This is a genomic window from Streptomyces sp. SS8, assembly GCF_054072955.1.
This window is the reverse complement of record NZ_JBSVCZ010000001.1, coordinates 326,599-344,293: the sequence shown is the minus strand read 5'-3', so window position 1 is coordinate 344,293 and position 17,695 is coordinate 326,599. Positions and strand designations below refer to the sequence as shown.

Genomic DNA, 17,695 nt, shown 5'->3' with positions numbered 1-17,695 from the left:
GACGCACGGACGGACGGACGGATTGACCACGGTAGGGACCTGTAACTACCTTCGTCAACGAAGGCATCTGTCCCGGCGTCCCGGCTCTCTCGCGCCGGTTTTTCCTCCGTCAACGGCCCTTGGCCGCCCCTACCCTCTTCAAGGGGTGCTCATGGATGTCTCGTTCCTCGGCGGTCCGCATCCGCAGCGCGGAGTCGGTGTCGTCGCCCCCTTCGACTTCGCACTCGACCGCGAACTGTGGCGGTGGATCCCCGACGACGTCTCCCTCCATCTGACCCGCACTCCGTTCGTCCCCGTCGAGGTGAGCCTGGACCTGGCCAGGCTCGTCAGCGAGCACGAGACGCTGCGGGAGGCCGTCCAGGCGCTGTGCGCGGTGGCGCCGGAAGTGGTGGCGTACGCCTGCACCTCCGGCTCCTTCGTGGGCGGCACGGTCGGGGAGCGGGCCATGTGCGCGGCCATGGAACTCTCCGGAGAGGTCCCCTCCCTCACCACCTCGGGCGCCCTCCTGGAGGCGCTGGAGGAGCTCGGCGCGCGGCGGGTCGCCGTCGTCACCCCGTACACCAGGTCGGTGACCGACTCCCTGGAGGCCTTTCTGGGCGAGGCCGGGATCGAGGTCACCGGCCGCAGCTATCTGGGGCTGACGCGGGAGATCTGGCGGGTGCCGTACCGGGACGTGGTGGACATGGCCCGCGAGGCCGTGGTGGACGCGCCCGACGCGCTGTTCATCAGCTGCACCAACCTGCCGACCTACGACGTGATCCCGCAGCTGGAGGCGGAGCTGCGGATGCCGGTGCTCTCCGCCAACCAGGTCACCGTCTGGTCGGCGCTGCGCCGCATCGGCAAGGACGCGGTCGGCCCCTACCAGGCGCTGCTCGACCCCGTGGCCCGGCGCGGCCCGGCGTCCATGTCGTCCCTGCCGCCGGGGCCGCCCGTACCGCCCCTGCACCCGGACGACGTAACGGAGTTGGGCAGTTCCGCGGGAGTGCCCGGACCGTCGGCCGAGCGTGAGCCGGAGCCCGCGGTGGCCGGGGCCGAACCGGAGGCGGCCGAGGGCGCGGAGCCGCCGCCCTTTCCGGACGAACCGGGCGGGCCGCCGCCCCTGTGACACCGCGCCGCCCCGCCGCGGGGACGGCGCCGCCACCGGCGAGGAGACCGAGCGGGAGACCGCACAGCGGACCGAGGAACAGGAGGACCGGATGGACCGGACGGAAGAGACGGCGCGGGCGGAGCGGACGGCGGACGTCGTCGGCTTCCTCTATCCCGGCCACTCCGCCGAGGACGAGTACCCCCGGCTGGAGGCGATCCTCGGCGAGGCCGCGGGCTCCGTCCGGCTGCCGCTGGTCCACACCGACATCGGCGAGGACGCGCACCGCGTGGACGCGCTGCTGGAGATGGGCTCCACCGCCCGCCTGTCGGCCGAGGTCGGCAGGCTGTGCGAGCACGGCGTACAGGCGGTGGTGTGGGCGTGCACCAGCGCCAGCTTCGTCTTCGGCTGGGACGGGGCGCACGAGCAGGTGCGCGAGCTGTCCTCGGCCGCGGCGCTGCCCGCCTCCAGCACCTCCTTCGCCTTCGCCCACGCCGTGCGGGCCCTGGGGGCCGAGCGGGTCGCCGTCGCCGCCACCTATCCGGAGGACGTGGCCGAGCACTTCAGGGCCTTCCTCAAGGCGGCGGGTACCGAGGTGGTGTCGGTGCGCGGCGCCGGGATCGTCACCGCCGCCGAGGTCGGCACCTGGGGCCGCGAGGAGGTGCTCGCGCTGGCCCGCGCGGGCGACCACCCGGAAGCCCAGGCCGTCCTGCTGCCCGACACCGCCCTGCACACCGCCGCCTGGCTCCCCGAACTGGAGGCGGCGCTGGGCAAGCCGGTGCTCACCGCCAACCAGGTGACCGTCTGGGAGGGGCTGCGGCTGCTGGACCGCACGGTCTCCTGCCCGGCGCTGGGGGCGCTGTTCGACGGCCGGGCGCTCGCGGAGCCGCTGCTCATGCGGGAATAACGGGCGGTCCGTACGGGCTGTGCTCTTGCGGCGCGGACATCCCGCGCCGCAAGAGCACCACGAGGAGGCGGCCCGCGATGGACCCGGTGAAGGACGCGGAGGCGAGGAACGGCGGACAGCCGGGCGGGGACGGCGGCGACCCGGTCAGGGGAACGGCGCGGGGCACCGCCCCCGTCCCGCTGTCCGTGCTCGACCTGGCCACCGTCGGCGCCGGCCGCACCGCCACCGACGCCCTGCGCACCTCCGTGGAGATCGCGAAACTGGCCGAGAGCCGGGGCTACCACCGGCTGTGGGTCGCCGAGCACCACTCCATGCCCGGGGTGGCCAGTTCCTCGCCCGCCGTCATCCTGGCCCACCTGGCGGCCCACACCGCCTCCATACGCCTGGGCTCGGGCGGGGTGATGCTGCCCAACCACGCGCCCCTGGTGATCGCCGAGCAGTTCGGCACCCTGGAGGCGCTCGCCCCCGGCCGCGTCGACCTGGGCCTGGGCCGCGCCCCCGGCACCGACGGGGCGACGGCCGCCGCGCTGCGCCGCACCGAGCGGCCGCACGAGGCGGCCGACGACTTCCCGCGGCAACTCGCCGAGCTGATCCACTTCCTCGACGACGACTTCCCCGACGGCCACCCCTACGCCCGTATCCACGCCGTCCCCGGCCCCGTCCAGGGAAGCGTGCCCGGCGGGGTGCAGGCGGCGAACCGGCCGCCGGTGTGGCTGCTGGGCTCCTCCGGCTTCAGTGCGCAGCTCGCCGGGAGCCTGGGCCTGCCCTTCGCCTTCGCCCACCACTTCTCGGCGGCGAACACCCTCCCCGCCCTGGAGCTGTACCACTCCTCCTTCCGGCCCTCGGAGGTGCTGGACGAGCCGTACGCCCTGATCGGCGTCTCGGCCCTGGCCGCGGAGGAGGAGAGGGAGGCGCACCGCCAGGTGATGACCGGCGCCCTGTCGATGCTGCGGCTGCGCACCGGGCGTCCCGGCCTGGTGCCCACGCCCGAGGAGGCCGGGGAGTACGAGCGGGGCATGGGCGAGCTGGAGCGCGACTTCGTGCGCGGCTGGCTGGCCAACGTGGTGTACGGCACGCCGGAGCAGGTGCGCGACGGCCTCGACGCGCTGGTCAAGCGGACCGGAGCCGACGAGCTGATGATCACCTCGCAGTCGCACGGGGCGCGGGCGCGGCTGCGCAGCTACGGGCTGATCGCCGACGCCTACGGGCTGCCGTCCGCCACCAGCAGCTGACTGATGCGGTCGGCCGGCACCGGCTTGGAGTAGTGCCAGCCCTGGCCGGTGTCGCAGCCGATCCGCCGCAGGCGGTCGGCCTGGGCCGGGCCCTCGACGCACTCGGCCGTGACCGTCAGCCCGAGGTTGTGGGCGAGCTGCACCAGAGAGGTGACGATCGTCTCGTCGGCCGGGTTGAGGGAGCGGGCGGTGCGGAAGCCGCGGACGAACGTTCCGTCCAGCTTCAGCCCGCGCACCGGAAGCCTGCTGAGGTAGGCGAGGTTGGAGTAGCCGGTGCCGAAGTCGTCGATCGCGATGCGCACACCCATGTCGGACAGCGCCTGGAGCGCCTTGATCGGCCGCCCCGCCGAGCCCATCACCGCCGACTCGGTCAGCTCCAGCTGGAGCAGCCCCGGCGGCAGCCCCGTCTCCTCCAGGATCGCCGCGACGTCGGCCACCAGATCCGAGTCCCACACCTGCCGCACGGCGACGTTGACGCTGACGTACAGCGGCCGGCCGGGCTGCTCCAGCTGCCAGCGCCGGGCCTGGCGGCACGACTCGGCCAGGATCCAGCGGCCCAGGGGCACGATGGCGCCGTTCTCCTCGGCCAGCCCGATGAACCGGTTGGGGGCGAGGGTGCCCAGCCTCGGGTGCCGCCAGCGCACCAGCGCCTCCACCCCGGTGAGCGTGTCGTCGTGCAGGGAGACGATCGGCTGGTACTCCAGCGTGAACTCGCCGCGCTCCAGCGCCGGACGCAGTGTGCTGGACAGCGCCTGACGGGTCATGCGGCTGGCGTTGCGCTCGGGGTCGAAGAGCGTCCAGCGGGCCTTGCCGTCGGCCTTCGCCCAGTAGAGCGTGGTGTCCGCGGCCTGCATCAGTTCCGTGGCCGTGGTCCCGGCGGCGGGCCGCTCCACCACCCCGATGCTGGCGGAGACCGCCAGCCGCTGACCGGCCAGGTCGAACGGCTGCTGGAGGGCGGCGAGCAGCTGCTCGGCCAGCTCGGTCAGCGGCTGGGTGCCGGTGGAGGCCTCGGCGAGCAGGGCGAACTCGTCGCCGCCCAGCCGCGCCACCAGATGCCCGCCCGGCTCCGCGCACCGGCGCAGCCGGTCGGCGACCGCCTCCAGCAGCCGGTCGCCGACCCGGTGGCCGAGGGTGTCGTTGACGGCCTTGAAGCCGTCCAGGTCCAGGTAGCACAGCCCGATCCGGCCGGTGGTGGACTCGGCGAGCGCGGTGGACAGCCGCTCGAAGAACAGGGACCGGTTGGGCAGCCCGGTGACCGCGTCGTGCATCTGCAGATGGCGCAGCCGCTCCTGGAGGTCGCACCGCTCGCTGATGTCGGCGACCGACAGCAGGGCGGCGCCGCGCCGCCGTCCGGGCCGTGCGGCCGGCCCGCCGGTGGGGACCACGGTGACCCTGGCCCACACCGAGCGGCCGTCGCCGTGCTTGAGGCGGCGGGTGCAGCTCATGAAGCCGCTGCGTCCCTCCAGCACGGCCTGGCACTCGTCGCGGGCCCGGTCGTCGATGCCGAGTCCGGTCAGGGAGGCGACGGGGGTGCCGGACAGCTCGGCGGCGGGAGAGCCCAGCAGCTGCCCGAGCGCGTGGTTGGCGGCCAGGACGCGCCCCTCGCCGTCGATCACCGCCATCGCCAGGCCGGCGGCCTCGAAGGCGGTGCGGTAGTCCGCCGGGTGGAGGGGAGGGCCGGGGGGCGCGGAAGCCCGAGGGCTCGCGGGATCGTCACTCTCGGTCACGGCGGGCGTCGTCATGCCCGGACTGTCACCCGGTTTCCTGCCCGGTCCGTCGAGTGGTCCATTCACCGATCGCTCCCGCGGGGGACTCGTCTCGTCTGGGTGGCCCGGGCGGCGGGCCGGTGGTCGTCGTGGGGGTGTCCGCCCTGGAAATGTGCCGATCATAGAGGCTTATCGGGCGGCCGAGCCAGTGTCGCGCGGAGTGTTCCGGATCCGTGCGGCGGACTCCTGGGACGCATTTTCGAGCGGCTGATCGTTCCTGCGCGGCAACTTCCCGCAGGCGACCGATGATGACCGATTGTTACGCACGGTGATCCTGTGGGGTCTCACTCGTACGGCGTAGCGGAACGGGGCACGCGGGCACGAGAAGGCACACAGTGGGTGCCGTGCCCCTCCCCGGGGCGCCGTGCCCCGACACCACCGCGGGAGGACGATGTGCGGTTTACGCGCAGGGCCGAGTGGACCGGAGGGGGACGGAGCGAGCCCGTGCCCCGGCCGGGCGGCTCCTGGCCGGGCCCCCGCTCCCGCCGGACCGGGGCGGTGCTCACGGCGTTCTCCGCGCTGGTCGGCACGAGCCTGGTCACCGGGCCGGTCGCCGCCGCGGCGGGCGCCGACTCCTGCGCACTGGAACGCACCGCACTCCACCACTCCGAGGGCCTGGACACCTGGCACCCGGCCTACCCCCGGCCGGTGGGGGAGCTCGACGCGCTGATGGTCTTCCTCTCCTTCCCCGAGGCCCGGCCCGCGGCCTCCCCCCGCGGGCTCGCCGCCGACTACTTCCCGGAGACCTCGGACTTCTTCGAACGGGCCTCCTACGGGAAGTTCACGCTGCGCCCGCACGTGACGCCCCGCTGGCTGGAGATGGCGGCCGACTCGCGGGCCTACGGGATACAGCGCGACTGGGAGCCGGACCTGCGCGGCGCCTACCTCCACGACGCCGTCGCCGCGGCCGACCCGCACGTGGACTTCGGCGACTACGACATCGTCTACCTCGTCGCCGACCCCGACGCGCCGGGCGTGAACTCCGACGCCACCAAGGTCGTCAACCTCGACGAGCCGATCACCGTGGACGGCACCGAGCTGCACCGGGTCGTGACGGTCTTCGAGAAGCAGCCGCCGGACCGCAACGTCCTCGCCCACGAGACCCTGCACATCTTCGACCTGCCCGACCTCTACCACCAGCCCGAGGACGACGACGGCGACTGGGACACCCACGTCGGCGACTGGGACATCATGGGCAGCCAGTTCGGGCTCTCCCCGGACCCCTTCGGCTGGCACAAGTGGAAGCTGGGCTGGCTGGACGGCGGCCGGGTCGACTGCCGGGCCGAGTCCGGCACCAGCCGGCACACCCTGAGGGCGATCGCCTCCCCGGACGGCGACGGGCCGGCCGGCGGGTCCGACACCCGGCTGGTCGCGGTCCGCACGGGCCGCGGCGAGGTGCTGGCGATCGAGGCGAGGGAGCCCGGCGGCAACGACGTCACCTCCTGCACCAGCGGCGTACTGGTCTACCGGGTGCGCAACGACGTCCCCTCGGCGCAGGGCCCCGTCAAGGTGGTCGACGGCCATCCCGGCACCGGGGCCTGCCACCGCCTCTCGGTGTACCCGCCGCTGGCCGACGCGCCGCTGGGCCCGGGAGAGGCCATGGAGGTGGAGGTGGACACGGGTACCGTGCGCGTGGAGGTCGTGGACCGCACCGAGCGGGGCTGGCGGGTGGAGGTCACCGTCAGCGGAGTGCCGGGCCCGGGAACGGCGTGAGCGGGGTGGTGTGAGCGGGACCGGGGGCGGGGCGGCCCCGCCCCCGGCCGGGCCGCACACGGGAAAGCCGGAAGGCCTCCGCTTCCGCGGAGGCCTTCCGGCTGTCTGTACGCCGCCAGGGACTCGAACCCCGGACCCGCTGATTAAGAGTCAGCTGCTCTAACCAACTGAGCTAGCGGCGCCTGTTGACGTGGTAAACCTTAGCACCCTGGTCCGAGGGAGCGGAAATCGGTTGATCACGGCTGCCTGTGAGCCCCCGGCCGCCCTCCCGGACGGCCCGCACACAGGCCCACAGCAGCGCCTCGGCACCCGGCAGCCAGGGCTTCCGGACATCCGGGGCGACCAGCCAGCGGGTGGTGGGCGGGCAGCCCTCGCCGGGCACCGGCGGAGGGACGGTCACGGCGTCGCCGAGGCCGTAGCACAGAAGCGGAGGGATCGTTTCCGCAGCGCCGACCGCGCCGGTCGTGCCACCGGTGCCGCCCGTGTCCGCCGGGGCTGACGAGCCGCGCCACTCCCGCCAGCGCAGTAGGGCCGGCAGCCGCTGGGCGGTGCCGGGCTCGGCGAACAGCAGCATCCGGCCCGCGTGGAGCGCCACCGGGCCGGTGCCCGGCCCCGCGGTCCACAGCCGGTCCAGCATCCGGCGGCCGAACAGCGTGCCGGCGCTGACCACGTCGAAGGCGGTGCCGCAGGGCAGGGTGCTCGGGAGGCCCGGGCGCCCCGCCCACAGGGCGTGGACGCTGCGCGGGAAGGCGCTCGAGGAGGCGAGCCACTCGGCTCCGGCAGGGGTCACATAGGCGGCGGGATCGCTCATGTGCACAACATCTACCGGCAACCTGTGTACCACCCCTGGAAATCCGCGAAAACGGGACGCGGCGCGGCTGCGTCCGGTATCTTCCGCGCCGCATATGCCGCGGGCTTAGGGCGTGGTCCGGAAGTCCCGCCTGCGGGGTGGTGCCATGCATTCCCTCCCCGGCTCCGGCCGGGGCGCCCCCACGCCGCGCTCCCGGCCCCCCGCCCCGCGATCGCACGCACCTGACGCCGCCCCGCGCGTCCCGCGGGCGCACGACGCCGCCTTCGGAACACGCCCTGGCCGTGACCGCCGCCCCGTGCCACCGCCCCGGCCGCCGTCACCTGCGCGCCGTCACTCCGGGGTGCGGTCCCTCATCAGCTCGCGGCCGAACTCGATCATCTTGCGGGCGTAGTCGGCCGTCCACTCGGCCCGGTCCGCGATCGCCTCGTCCGGCAGCCGGTCGAAGCGCCCGGGATCGGCGAGCTGCGCCGCCGCCATGGCCTGGAACTCCATGGCCCGGTCCGCCGCCGCGCGGAAGGCCAGGGCCAGCTCGGTGGCGCGGCCCAGCAGCTCGCGCGGGTCCTCGATGGACTCCAGGTCGAAGAAGTGCTCGGGGTCCGAGGCGGCGTCCGGCGGCTCGAAGAGCAGCGGCGCGGGGCGCCGATGGCGCGGCTCACCGCCGCGCCGTTCCGGAGCCGGGTTCGGCTCGGGCATGGAGATACCTCCGTCGGTCGTGGGCAGCGTTCCATTGTCCACCCTCGCGCACGCCCGGCGCGGGGCCGAGCCGGGCGGCCCTCCCCGCCGGCCTCTCCCGGCCGCCCCGGACGAGCCGCTCACCAGGGCACGGTGTGCTCCGCCAGATGGGCCAGGACCGCGTGGTTGGCCTCCCAGCCGTCCGGGAACTTGACCGTCACCCCGAGCTGGACCGGCTCGGCCGAGGGGTACTCGTCCAGCAGCTCGGGAACGCCCGCCCGGCACACCACCACGCAGGCGTGCCGGTGGCGCGAGGCCAGCACGCACAGCCGCCCCGTCTCCAGATGGAAGGCCGTGGCGTCCGGGCGGCCCGACAGCGGGTGGAGCACCACCGTCACATCGAACTCGCGGCCCTGGAGCCGGTTGGCGGTGTCCACCGCGACGTCCGTCACACCCAGGGAGGCCAGTGCCGCGCGGACGGCCGCCGCCTGGTCGCGGTGGGCGGTGCCCACCGCGATCCGCTCCGCCGTCACCTGGCCGGGCTCCCCGGAACGCTCGCCGAACGCCGCGCCGCGGCGGTCCAGCAGCCGCCGTACCACCGCCGCCACGGCCGCGACCGCCTCCGGGTCGGTGCGCGGGGTGTGGCGGGCGGGCAGCTCCAGCAGCCCCCACCCGGAGCCGGCCGCCTCGTCCAGCACCCGGTCCACGCTGGATCCGTCGGAGGGCAGCGCGAACTCCAGCCGCCGCTCGCCCGGCCCGGTGCCGCTGCGGAACGGGGTGTAGGGGTAGAACGCTCCCGACACCAGCGGCGCGGCCGAAGCGGGCAGCCGCCAGGAGACCGGCAGCCGGTGCACGGGCAGGTCCGGGTTGTGCGCCAGCAGCGTGGTCACGGCGCTGGCCGACGGGTCGTACGACAGCCCCGCCCACTGCTCGGCGCCGACCTGGCTGAACGGGTCGAGCTGACCGGGGTCGCCCACGAACAGCGCCCGCTCGAACAGCCCGGCCACCGACAGCAGTGCGTCGGAGCGCATCTGGTACGCCTCGTCCACGATGGCCTGCTCCCACGGACCGGCGCCTTTGACGTGGGCCCACTTGGCGGCCGTGGAGACCACCACGTCCAGCCCGGCCAGATCCGCGGCCTTCGAGGACTTCACCACCGACGGGTGGCGGTCCAGCACCGGGGAGTACGGCTGCGCCTCGCTGCTGTGCAGCCGGCCCACCGGCAGCTCCGGCTCGGCGGTCGCCAGCCGGTCCACCAGATCGTCGACCTGGGCGTTGGTCTGGGCGACGATCATCAGCGGGCGGCCCGCGGCGGCCAGCTCCCGGGCGGCGCGCACCACCAGCGTGGTCTTGCCGGCGCCGGGCGGCGAGTCCACGACCACACCGCGGTGGGCGCCGGAGAGGACGTCGCGCAGGATCGCGCCGGTCGCCTCGGCGGCGGCCGCGCCCGGGTCGGGCGCGGAGCCGGCGGGGGCGTCGTCCGGGGTGCCGTTCAAAGCAGGTCCTCCGGTGTCACGGGGTCGGGCGCGTCCAGGGCGTCGGGGTCGGGCGGGCCGCCGTGCGTCCACGGCGTCTCCTCCGGGTCCGGCAGGTCCGGTCCGCCGCGCGGCGCGTGCTCGAACAGCGTCCAGCACACCGTCTCGCCCGCCTCCGGCACCGAACCGGCCTCCGGCTCCCTGCCGCGGCCCATGCCGCCGGTCAGCCGTACCGTCAGCAGCCCCGGCGCGGGGGACTCCGTGAACACCCCTGGCTGCGACTTCCCGCCCTCCAGGGCCCGGTACAGCCGCTCGCCCCCCTCCAGGTGCGGCCGGTCCGCGGTGCGGACGGTGACCAGCGGGCGCGGCATCGGACGCCTCCCCGACGAGTACGCCGTCTCCACCTCGACCACCTCGCCCTCGAACGCCTCCCCGGCCATCCGCCGCTGAGCCATCACCAGCGGGTCGTCCAGCGCCTCCTGGGCGGCCAGTTCCGCCTGGGCCGTCTCCCGGGCGGCGAGCTTGCGGGCCGCCGTCACCGCGTCGTCGCGCCTGGGCTGCGGCGGCTCGCCGGCGCGCACCCGGTCGCGGTGGGCGGTGTAGGACCAGCGGTCCCGCTTCCAGCGGTCGGCGACGTGCGCGCCCGGCGGCAGCGCGCGCAGCAGGTCCAGGCCCTGCCACACCGCGTCCCAGGTGGGCCGCAGCTGGGATGCGACCAGTTCGCGGATCTCCGCCTCGGCGCCGGGCAGCCCCGCGTCGTACCGCGCGACGGCCGGGGCCAGGCGGCGGTTGTCGAAGGCCGGGTCGGTGGCCGGGCCCGCGGGCGGGGTGAGCAGCAGCCCGTCGCGGTCGCGGGCCAGCTCGGCGCGGAGGGCGGCCTCCGCTCCCGACTCGCCCTCCCCGGCGGTGATCCAGGCCAGCAGGGCGCCCAGGTGCTGGTCCTCCAGACGGCTCTGGCCCGTGGCCCAGTGGCGGCCCAGCGCCTCGGTGACGGCCAGCAGCAGCGAGGAACCGGGCACCCGGGCCCGCTCCCCGTAGTGCGTCAGCCACCGCCCCAGCAGCGGCAGCCGCGGCGGGGCGGGATGGGCGGCCCGCGGATCCTCCTCGGCGGTGCGGCGGAAGCGCATGGACCGCCCCAGCAGCCGTACGTGGGCGATGCCCGCGGCGCTGGGCACGACCAGCTGCGGCGCGTCCGCGCACAGCTCGACCTCGACCTTCGCCTTCCTCCCCGTATCCGGGTCGGTCTCGGAGCGCTCGACGAGCTCCACCTCGTCCTGCGCGGACTCCAGATGGGGCAGTACGGCGTCGGCCAGCTCGGCGAGGAAGGCGAAGCGCAGCGTGCGGTCGCGCGGCTGGGGCACGACCAGCAGACGGGGCGCGTCCCGGTCCGTCCCGACCATCGCGCCCAGCGGGGCGCCGACCTCGCCGGCGGTGGTCAGCGGCACCAGGACCAGGGGCCGCTCGGCCAGGTGCCGGTGGCGCACCGTCGCCACGGGCCGCGCCCGGCCCGCGGCCGCGGCCTCGATCCGGGCCAGGGTGGTCACCAGCGACATCAGGGCCTCCCCGCGGCCGCGAGGGCCTCGGCCCGCAGCCGGGCCGCGCGGCGCAGCGCGGCGGCGGCCGGATCACCGGCGGGCTCCTGCGGTGGGTTCCCGGGGGAGCGGTCCGCGGTGTCGCGCGCCTCGCCGCGGGCGGCCGCCAGGACCGCCCCGACCGTGGTCAGCCCGCCCAGCTCCCCGCGGACCTCGCGGCCCAGCACCTCCACCGAGCCCTCGGACCGGGCGCGGTCGCGGCAGTGGAAGGCCAGTTCGCAGGTGGACAGGCACTGCGGCGCGTAGGCGGCCGGCACCGACTCCACGGAACCGGCCAGTTCGGCGGGCGGGCGGGCCGGGTCGAAGGTGGCGTCCCCGGGGAGCGCGGCGGCGATCTCGTCCAGCCGCGTCAGCCGGGCTAGCTGCCGCCGGGTGGTGGCGATCTGCCTGCGCAGGTCGACCGCCTCGGCGGTTGGCAGGTTGGAGAAGTCCTTCGGGCAGACCAGCAGCGCCCGGTCGTCCACCCGGCCGCCGGGCGTCCCGAGCGCCCGCAGCGCCAGGGCGTAGACGGCCGCCTGCCGTGCCGCGGCGCCGACCTTGGCCGGATCGGCCGAACCGTCCAGGATCGGGAAGGACTTGATCTCCACCACCGTCCAGCGCCCGTCCGGGTGGACGGCCACCGCGTCGGGCTCCAGATGCACGGGGGACCCGGCCACCTCCAGCCGCACCATCGGGTGGTCCAGCAGCGTCCATCCGCCGTCGGCCGTCGCCCGCTCCAGCGCCTGCCGGGTGCGCTCCGCGCGCCCTTCCGGTCCGGGCGCCGACAGGTCGGGTACGGACACCTCGCCGGGCCCGGGGGCGGGGGCGTCCGCCGCGGCGGTGCGCGAGTGGACCAGGCGCATCAGCTCGGCGCCGCCGTCCCCCTTCACCCGAGCCTCGAAGGCGTGGCCGCGGACGAACGCGAACTGCGACTGCCCGAAGGGCGCGGGGGAGCCGAGCGCCTGTGCCAGCGCGCCCTTGTCCACCCCGGCGCCGTCCAGCAGCGCCCGGCGGCGGCAGCCCGGGTTGGCGGCCAGCGCGGCGAGCGCCCGCGCGTCCATCGGCCGGGGCGCGACGTCGGCGCCGCGCAGCTCGGCGAGCCGCCGGCGCAGGGCTGTCGTCGGTTGGCTGTCGGGGTTGTAGCTCACCCGCGGAAGTGTGACATCCGCCTGTGACAACGGTGGAGTTGAGGTCGCCCGAAACCGCCGGCGCGGACCGCTGTCCCGCAAACGCGTCCCCCGCCGGGCCGTTCGCGGCCCGGCCCGCCGGCACATCCGGCGTGCGGTGGTCGGCGGTGCTCGTCACCCCGTCGTCGTCGGTGGTGGACGGCCGGGGCGGGGGCTCGGCGTGACGGCGCACGGGTCCGGCGCGCGATGATGGTCGTGAGCCCGGCGGCGCCGGGAGTCCCTTACGGAAGGCAAGCAATGGCAGCGCGCATCCTGGCGGTCCGGCACGGCCAGACCGCATGGTCCCGGTCCGGGCGGCACACCGGCCGCACCGACGTCCCCCTGCTGGAGGAGGGGCGCGGCATGGCGCGGGCCCTGGGGGAGCGGCTCAGAGGCGCGCCCTGGGACGGGCTGCCGGAGGCCGAGGTCCGTACCAGCCCGCTGTCGAGGGCGAGGGAGACCTGTGACCTGGCGGGCTTCGGGGAGCGGGCCGCCGACTGGGACGCGCTGCTGGAGTGGGACTACGGCGCCTACGAGGGGCTGACCCCGGACGGCATCAGGGAGCGGGCGGGGCGGGACTGGCTCATCTGGAGCGACGGCGTGGCCGGCGGCGAGCGCCTGGCGCAGGTCGCCGCCCGCGCCGACGAGGTGGTCGCCTGGGCGCGGTCGGCGGAGCGGGACGTGCTCGTCTTCGCGCACGGCCATCTGCTCCGGGTGCTGGGCGCGCGCTGGCTGGGCCTGGACCCGTCCTTCGCCGCACGGCTGCGCCTGGACGCGGGGGCGCTGTCGGTGCTGGGCTGGGCCTACGGGGAGCCGGCCGTCGAGAGCTGGAACGACCGGGGCCACCTGGACCGGCCGGGGCGGTGACGGACGGTCGGCGGGCCGCCGTCAGGCCGGCCGCGCCATCTCGGCCATGCGGTCCAGGAAGTCCGCGACGGCCGGGACGCCCCGGTGGTGGCGCAGCCGCCGGGCGGTGCCGTCGAGCATCCCGCCGACGCGGGAGGAGCGCACCTGGCCGAGCAGGTCCAGCGCCCGGACGGCGGACCCGGCGGCCTCCTCCAACTCGCCCCCGCCGGCGAGGTCGTCCGCCAGTTCGGCGGTGAACAGGGCGGTGTTGCGCGCGAAGTGCGGATCCTGGAGGGCCACCGCGCGGCGCGCGCGGCGTGCCGCGCGCCCCCAGTCGCCCAGTGCCGCCCGGCACTGGGCCTCCAGACCGCTCAGTTCGGCCTCGCCGTAGAAGGTCATCCACTCCGGGTCGGCGTCGCGGGGGCCGTGCTCGAACAGCGTCCGCGCCCGGCCGAGGGACTCCTCGCAGGCCGTGCGGTCGGCGAGGAGGGCCCAGCCGCCCGCCTCGCGCGCCGCCAGCAGCGACAGCAGCCGCGCCGAGCCCAGGTGGCGGGCGATGTGCTGCCCGGCCTGCGCGGCCCGTACCGCCTCCCGGGGGCGCCCCGCGTCGCGGGCGAGGAAGGAGGTGTTGCAGAAGGCGTGTGCCTCCAGGGCCGCGTCCCCGGCCACCCGGGCGATGGCCAGGGCCTCGGCGTAGTGCGGGCGGGCCTCGGCCAGACGGCCCGAGTCGTGGGCCAGCCAGCCCACGGACAGGGCCAGTTCGCCGGTCCAGGAGTGCAGCCGGTCGGCGGCCGGCTGCCGCCGGGCGCCCGCGTCCAGCATGTCGTACGCGGACCGCAGGGCGCCGTCGGCCCGGTGGTAGAGGTCGTCGGCGCCGTACCGGTCGTCGAGCAGCCGGATGCCGCGCACGGTCTCCTCGACGGCCGCGGCCTCGGCCGCGCCGGGCCGGCCGTTCCGGGCGGCGGGGGCCGCGGCGGCCGGGCGCGCCAGGGGGTCCAGGGACACCGCCGCCACTGCGGCCGGGCCGCCGGTCATGAACGCGCGACGCAGCACGTCGTTCTCCTCGTCGGTCGGGCGATCGCTCGGGCCGTGGCTCGGATCGCGGGTCGGGCAGGACGGCTCCGGGAAGGGGGAGCCGGGGCGGATACGGGCGTCTTCGGGTGTGCCCGCGGAGTCGTACGCCCCCCGTCCGCGCGCGGCGCGCCCGCGAACCGCCTGACGGGGCTCGAAGCCCAGATCGGTGAGCGAGTACCCCGGGTACATGTGCAGGAACACGCGCTCGTAGGCGTAGTTGGGGCAGCGGATCTCCCCGGCCTCCACCCGCCCGACGTACCGGGCGTCACAGGAGACGTTCTCGCCTATCTCCCGGGCCGCCCTGCGGACGGCCGCCGCGAACTCCCCGGGCGAGAGCCGCCCGCGCAACCGCCGGAAGGCCAGATTGGGCTGACGGCCCGGACCCGCCGGCGCTGAGGGTGACGGTGACGACGCCATGGCCGGGACCGTACCGGCCGCCCCACGGAAGATACGAGATGTTTTGCAGACAAACGGGATATCCAACACGTGATCTGCCATCAACTGCCATCCTTTGCGGCGGCATTGCGCCGTAGCGGTTGACAGACCGGTTCGTTGAGCCCTGTGTAGCGAACGTGGAGGACGACCCAGGAGGAGGTTCCCCGTGCTGGACACCGGCTGCGAGACCGGCGGCCCGCCGCCCGCCGGAGTGCCGGACGCGCCCTGCGAACTGGTGACCGTGCCCGCGCGGCACGGCCTGGAGGCCGTCGACATCCTGCGCCTGCGCGAGTGCGTGGGCCCGGTGCTGCACGACGGAGCGGGCGGCACCCTCGGCTTCCTGGTCCCGCCCGGCACCGCGGACGGCTGGGACCTGCCGGGCAGCGTCTGCGTCCCGGCCCACCGCCGCTCCGGCCGGCCCCTTGACCCGCCGGTGGCGGGCACCGGATGGCTGGTGCCCCCGGAGAGCGCGCAGGCGGGCACCACCGAGCCCGCGAGGCTGCGCGCCGCGCTGAGCGAGGCGGCCCGTACGATCGCCGCCGCCGAGGGCACCTCCTGAGCACCCCCTGAGCACCGGAGGGGTCCCACCGGGCGCGGGTGGGCCGTACGGGTGATACTGGACCGTGTGGCGAGGAACGGACGGCGGCGCGAGGGCGGCAGGCGGACCAGGGAGCCGGTGAGCGAGCCGGTCGACGGCGGACTGGCCCAGCTCCTGCCGGACCCGGACCGGCCGCGCGCCTGGACGCTCCTGCTCGACGGCGCACCGCAGTCCCATGTGGACCTCGACGATCCGGCGCACCTGGAGTTCGAGTACCAGCGCCGGATCGGCCATCTGATCGACCTGGCCGCGCCGCCCGGGCGACCGCTGCGGGCGGTGCACCTCGGCGGCGGCGGGCTCACCCTCGCCCGCTACACCGCCGTCACCCGGCCGCGCTCCACCCAGCAGGTCTTCGAGGCGGACGCCGCGCTGACCGCCCTGGTCCGCCGCGAGCTGCCACTGGAAGGCGCCTGGCGGATACGGGTGCGCGGCGGCGACGCCCGCGCCGGGCTCGCGAAGCTCCCCGAGGACGGGGCCGACCTGATCGTCGCGGACGTCTTCGGCGGCGCCCGCACCCCCGCCCATCTGACCAGCGCGGAGTTCCTCGCCGAGGTCCGGCGGGTGCTGGGCCCCGGAGGGCTCTACGCCGCCAACCTCGCCGACGGGCCGCCGCTGGCCCACCTGCGCGCGCAGGTCGCCACCGCCGCCGCCGTCTTCCCCGAACTGTGCCTGATCGCCGACCCCGCCGTACTGCGCGGGCGGCGCTTCGGCAACGCCGTCCTGGCCGCCTGTGACCGGGCGCTGCCCGTGGCCGAGATCACCCGGCGCGCGGCGGGCGACCCGCACCCCGGCCGGGTCGAACACGGCCGCGCGCTGGCCGGCTTCACCGGGGGCGCCGCCCCCGTCACGGACGCCACCGCCACCCCCTCGCCGCAGCCGCCCGCGCGGGTCTTCCAGCGACGCTGAGACCCGGCGCCGCGCCCCGGCTCCGCACCCCGCCGCCCCGGGACGTCAGCCCCCGTGCTCGTCGACCGTCACCCGTGGCGGGGCACCGTCCCAGACGCAGAAGACCGACGACGCCTCCTCGCCCCGGGTGAAGGTGACCCGTATCCACCGGCTCCCCTGCCACACCCGCATCTCCCAGCCGGGAGCGGGGGAAGCGGAGACGAGATCGGCCGAGTCCCGGCCCAGGTCGAAGGCGACCCGGCCGCCGCGCACCTCACGGCTCTCCACGTTCCCGGACGTCCTGCCGGCGCTCGCGGTGCCCCCGCCCGGCCCGGCGTCCCGCCGGGCCCCGGCGGAGCCGCGCGAGACGGACGGCCCGGACGGCCCGGGGGAACGGACGGCCGAGGACGCTCTGGGCCGCCGGGTGGAGGCGGTCTCCGGCTCGGGGCCGTCGCGCGAGGCGGACGGCGCCGGCGTGTCCGAGGCGAGCGGCGGCATCCGCGGCAGGTCGTACGCGGCCTGTGACACCACGGTGCGCACACCGAACCAGGACAGGGTCACCGCCGACCCGGTGGCCAGCACCCACGCGCCCGCGTGAACCAGTCCTCGTCGCATCCCGCGCACCCTAGCCGCTTTCCCCGCACTCCTCGCGCTCGCGGCCGCGTCCGGAGCCTCCTCGGGGCGCCCGCGCATGCCGTACCGTGCCGCCCATGGCACGTGTACTCGTCGTCGAGGACGACCAGTTCGTACGCTCCGCCCTGATCAGGCATCTGACGGAGGCCTCCCACACCGTACGCAGCGTCGGAACGGCCCTGGAGGCGCTGCGGGAGGTCGCGCACCTCGGGTTCGACGTGGTGATCCTCGACCTCGGGCTGCCGGACCTCGACGGGGCCGAGGCGCTGAAGATGCTGCGCGGGATCACCCAGGTGCCCGTGATCATCGCCACCGCGCGGGACGACGAGGCCGAGATCGTCCGGCTGCTCAACGACGGTGCCGACGACTACCTGGTCAAGCCGTTCTCCGTGGAGCACCTGTCCGCCCGGATGGCCGCCGTGCTGCGCCGCGCGGGCACGGGCGCGGGCGGCGGCGGTGCGGGCGCGGAGGCGGACCGGGCGATACGGGCCGGGGGGCTGGTCATCGACCCGTTGCGGCGGCAGGCCGAACTCGACGGCCGCGCCCTGGACCTGACCCGCCGGGAGTTCGACCTGCTGGCCTTCCTCGCGCAGCGCCCCGGGGTCGTCGTGCCGCGCAGGGAGCTGCTGGCGGAGGTCTGGCAGCAGAGCTACGGCGACGACCAGACCATCGACGTCCATCTCTCCTGGCTCCGCAGGAAGCTGGGCGAGACCGCGGCCAGCCCCCGCTATCTGCACACACTGCGCGGTGTGGGCGTCAAACTGGAGCCCCCGCGCGATTCCTCCCGGGAGTCCTCGCGGGGGTGAGCCCGGCCGTGGCCGCGGAGG

At 75.8% G+C, this 17,695-nt stretch carries 16 protein-coding genes and 1 tRNA gene; 8 read left to right on the top strand and 9 right to left on the bottom strand.

Translation table 11 applies throughout. The annotated features are described in order from the left end of the window. Window positions 1–151: 151 nt before the first annotated feature. The 3 genes from ACW69E_RS01430 (at window position 152) to ACW69E_RS01420 (ending at window position 3,223) form a co-directional block, all read left to right on the top strand. Complete coding sequence (locus ACW69E_RS01430; RefSeq protein WP_457496326.1) at window positions 152–1,105, top strand: maleate cis-trans isomerase family protein; 954 nt, start codon at window positions 152–154, stop codon at window positions 1,103–1,105. A gap of 91 nt (window positions 1,106–1,196) precedes the next feature. Then, window positions 1,197–1,991 (top strand): maleate cis-trans isomerase family protein, encoded by a 795-nt coding sequence (locus ACW69E_RS01425; protein ID WP_457496325.1) that lies wholly within the window; start codon window positions 1,197–1,199, stop codon window positions 1,989–1,991. Between the two features lie 77 nt (window positions 1,992–2,068). Beyond that, window positions 2,069–3,223 (top strand): LLM class flavin-dependent oxidoreductase, encoded by a 1,155-nt coding sequence (locus tag ACW69E_RS01420; RefSeq protein WP_457496324.1) that lies wholly within the window; start codon window positions 2,069–2,071, stop codon window positions 3,221–3,223. On the opposite strand, the gene ACW69E_RS01415 is transcribed toward ACW69E_RS01420, so the two are convergent. Then, window positions 3,193–4,965 (bottom strand): putative bifunctional diguanylate cyclase/phosphodiesterase, encoded by a 1,773-nt coding sequence (locus tag ACW69E_RS01415; RefSeq protein WP_457496323.1) that lies wholly within the window; start codon window positions 4,963–4,965, stop codon window positions 3,193–3,195. The genes ACW69E_RS01420 and ACW69E_RS01415 overlap by 31 nt on opposite strands. 468 nt (window positions 4,966–5,433) lie before the next feature. On the opposite strand from ACW69E_RS01415, the gene ACW69E_RS01410 reads away from it, so the two are divergent. Next, on the top strand, window positions 5,434–6,702 hold the full coding sequence (locus ACW69E_RS01410) for a M6 family metalloprotease domain-containing protein (RefSeq protein WP_457496322.1): 1,269 nt from the start codon (window positions 5,434–5,436) through the stop codon (window positions 6,700–6,702). A gap of 108 nt (window positions 6,703–6,810) precedes the next feature. Here the strand turns inward: ACW69E_RS01410 and ACW69E_RS01405 are convergent. From ACW69E_RS01405 to ACW69E_RS01380, 6 genes are all read right to left on the bottom strand, one after another. Beyond that, window positions 6,811–6,884: transfer RNA gene (locus ACW69E_RS01405), tRNA-Lys, on the bottom strand. After that, window positions 6,875–7,513, bottom strand: coding sequence for a hypothetical protein (locus ACW69E_RS01400; RefSeq protein WP_457496321.1), 639 nt, complete (start codon window positions 7,511–7,513; stop codon window positions 6,875–6,877). Before ACW69E_RS01400 ends, ACW69E_RS01405 begins: the two co-directional genes overlap by 10 nt. Before the next feature lie 330 nt (window positions 7,514–7,843). Beyond that, entirely contained in the window at window positions 7,844–8,206 is a 363-nt protein-coding gene (locus ACW69E_RS01395; RefSeq protein WP_237876765.1) for a hypothetical protein, read from the bottom strand. A 119-nt stretch (window positions 8,207–8,325) separates the two neighbouring features. After that, complete coding sequence (locus ACW69E_RS01390) at window positions 8,326–9,681, bottom strand: AAA domain-containing protein (RefSeq protein ID WP_457496320.1); 1,356 nt, start codon at window positions 9,679–9,681, stop codon at window positions 8,326–8,328. After that, entirely contained in the window at window positions 9,678–11,213 is a 1,536-nt protein-coding gene (locus tag ACW69E_RS01385) for a hypothetical protein (protein WP_457496319.1), read from the bottom strand. The genes ACW69E_RS01390 and ACW69E_RS01385 overlap by 4 nt, the downstream gene beginning before the upstream one ends. Beyond that, window positions 11,213–12,379, bottom strand: coding sequence for a hypothetical protein (locus tag ACW69E_RS01380; protein ID WP_457496318.1), 1,167 nt, complete (start codon window positions 12,377–12,379; stop codon window positions 11,213–11,215). Before ACW69E_RS01380 ends, ACW69E_RS01385 begins: the two co-directional genes overlap by 1 nt. Before the next feature lie 276 nt (window positions 12,380–12,655). Here ACW69E_RS01380 and ACW69E_RS01375 point away from each other — a divergent pair, with 276 nt between their 5' ends. Continuing rightward, window positions 12,656–13,264 carry a histidine phosphatase family protein gene (locus ACW69E_RS01375; RefSeq protein WP_457496317.1) on the top strand — a complete coding sequence of 203 codons (609 nt, stop codon included), beginning with the start codon at window positions 12,656–12,658 and terminating at the stop codon, window positions 13,262–13,264. Between the two features lie 21 nt (window positions 13,265–13,285). Here the strand turns inward: ACW69E_RS01375 and ACW69E_RS01370 are convergent, their stop codons facing one another. Further along, window positions 13,286–14,734 (bottom strand): hypothetical protein, encoded by a 1,449-nt coding sequence (locus ACW69E_RS01370; RefSeq protein WP_457496316.1) that lies wholly within the window; start codon window positions 14,732–14,734, stop codon window positions 13,286–13,288. Window positions 14,735–14,918: 184 nt separating this feature from the next. On the opposite strand from ACW69E_RS01370, the gene ACW69E_RS01365 reads away from it, so the two are divergent. Together ACW69E_RS01365 and ACW69E_RS01360 are read left to right on the top strand one after the other, a co-directional pair. Then, complete coding sequence (locus ACW69E_RS01365) at window positions 14,919–15,311, top strand: hypothetical protein (RefSeq protein WP_457496315.1); 393 nt, start codon at window positions 14,919–14,921, stop codon at window positions 15,309–15,311. A 66-nt stretch (window positions 15,312–15,377) separates the two neighbouring features. Further along, window positions 15,378–16,256 (top strand): spermidine synthase, encoded by an 879-nt coding sequence (locus ACW69E_RS01360; RefSeq protein ID WP_457496314.1) that lies wholly within the window; start codon window positions 15,378–15,380, stop codon window positions 16,254–16,256. A gap of 45 nt (window positions 16,257–16,301) precedes the next feature. Here ACW69E_RS01360 and ACW69E_RS01355 read toward each other — a convergent pair whose 3' ends face one another. Then, window positions 16,302–16,850, bottom strand: a complete 549-nt coding sequence (locus ACW69E_RS01355) for a hypothetical protein (RefSeq protein WP_457496313.1) — start codon at window positions 16,848–16,850, stop codon at window positions 16,302–16,304. A gap of 95 nt (window positions 16,851–16,945) precedes the next feature. On the opposite strand from ACW69E_RS01355, the gene ACW69E_RS01350 reads away from it, so the two are divergent. Continuing rightward, on the top strand, window positions 16,946–17,674 hold the full coding sequence (locus ACW69E_RS01350) for a response regulator transcription factor (protein ID WP_457496312.1): 729 nt from the start codon (window positions 16,946–16,948) through the stop codon (window positions 17,672–17,674). The last annotated feature ends 21 nt before the right edge of the window (window positions 17,675–17,695 follow it).

Bases quoted from the DNA above. Each gene is read 5' to 3' on its own strand.
- ACW69E_RS01430 (WP_457496326.1), top strand. From the start codon at position 152: ATGGATGTCTCGTTCCTCGGCGGTCCGCATCCGCAGCGCGGAGTCGGT.
- ACW69E_RS01425 (WP_457496325.1), top strand. From the start codon at position 1,197: ATGGACCGGACGGAAGAGACGGCGCGGGCGGAGCGGACGGCGGACGTC.
- ACW69E_RS01420 (WP_457496324.1), top strand. From the start codon at position 2,069: ATGGACCCGGTGAAGGACGCGGAGGCGAGGAACGGCGGACAGCCGGGC.
- ACW69E_RS01415 (WP_457496323.1), bottom strand. From the start codon at position 4,965: ATGACGACGCCCGCCGTGACCGAGAGTGACGATCCCGCGAGCCCTCGG.
- ACW69E_RS01400 (WP_457496321.1), bottom strand. From the start codon at position 7,513: ATGAGCGATCCCGCCGCCTATGTGACCCCTGCCGGAGCCGAGTGGCTC.
- ACW69E_RS01395 (WP_237876765.1), bottom strand. From the start codon at position 8,206: ATGCCCGAGCCGAACCCGGCTCCGGAACGGCGCGGCGGTGAGCCGCGC.
- ACW69E_RS01385 (WP_457496319.1), bottom strand. From the start codon at position 11,213: ATGTCGCTGGTGACCACCCTGGCCCGGATCGAGGCCGCGGCCGCGGGC.
- ACW69E_RS01375 (WP_457496317.1), top strand. From the start codon at position 12,656: ATGGCAGCGCGCATCCTGGCGGTCCGGCACGGCCAGACCGCATGGTCC.
- ACW69E_RS01370 (WP_457496316.1), bottom strand. From the start codon at position 14,734: ATGGCGTCGTCACCGTCACCCTCAGCGCCGGCGGGTCCGGGCCGTCAG.
- ACW69E_RS01355 (WP_457496313.1), bottom strand. From the start codon at position 16,850: ATGCGACGAGGACTGGTTCACGCGGGCGCGTGGGTGCTGGCCACCGGG.
- ACW69E_RS01350 (WP_457496312.1), top strand. From the start codon at position 16,946: ATGGCACGTGTACTCGTCGTCGAGGACGACCAGTTCGTACGCTCCGCC.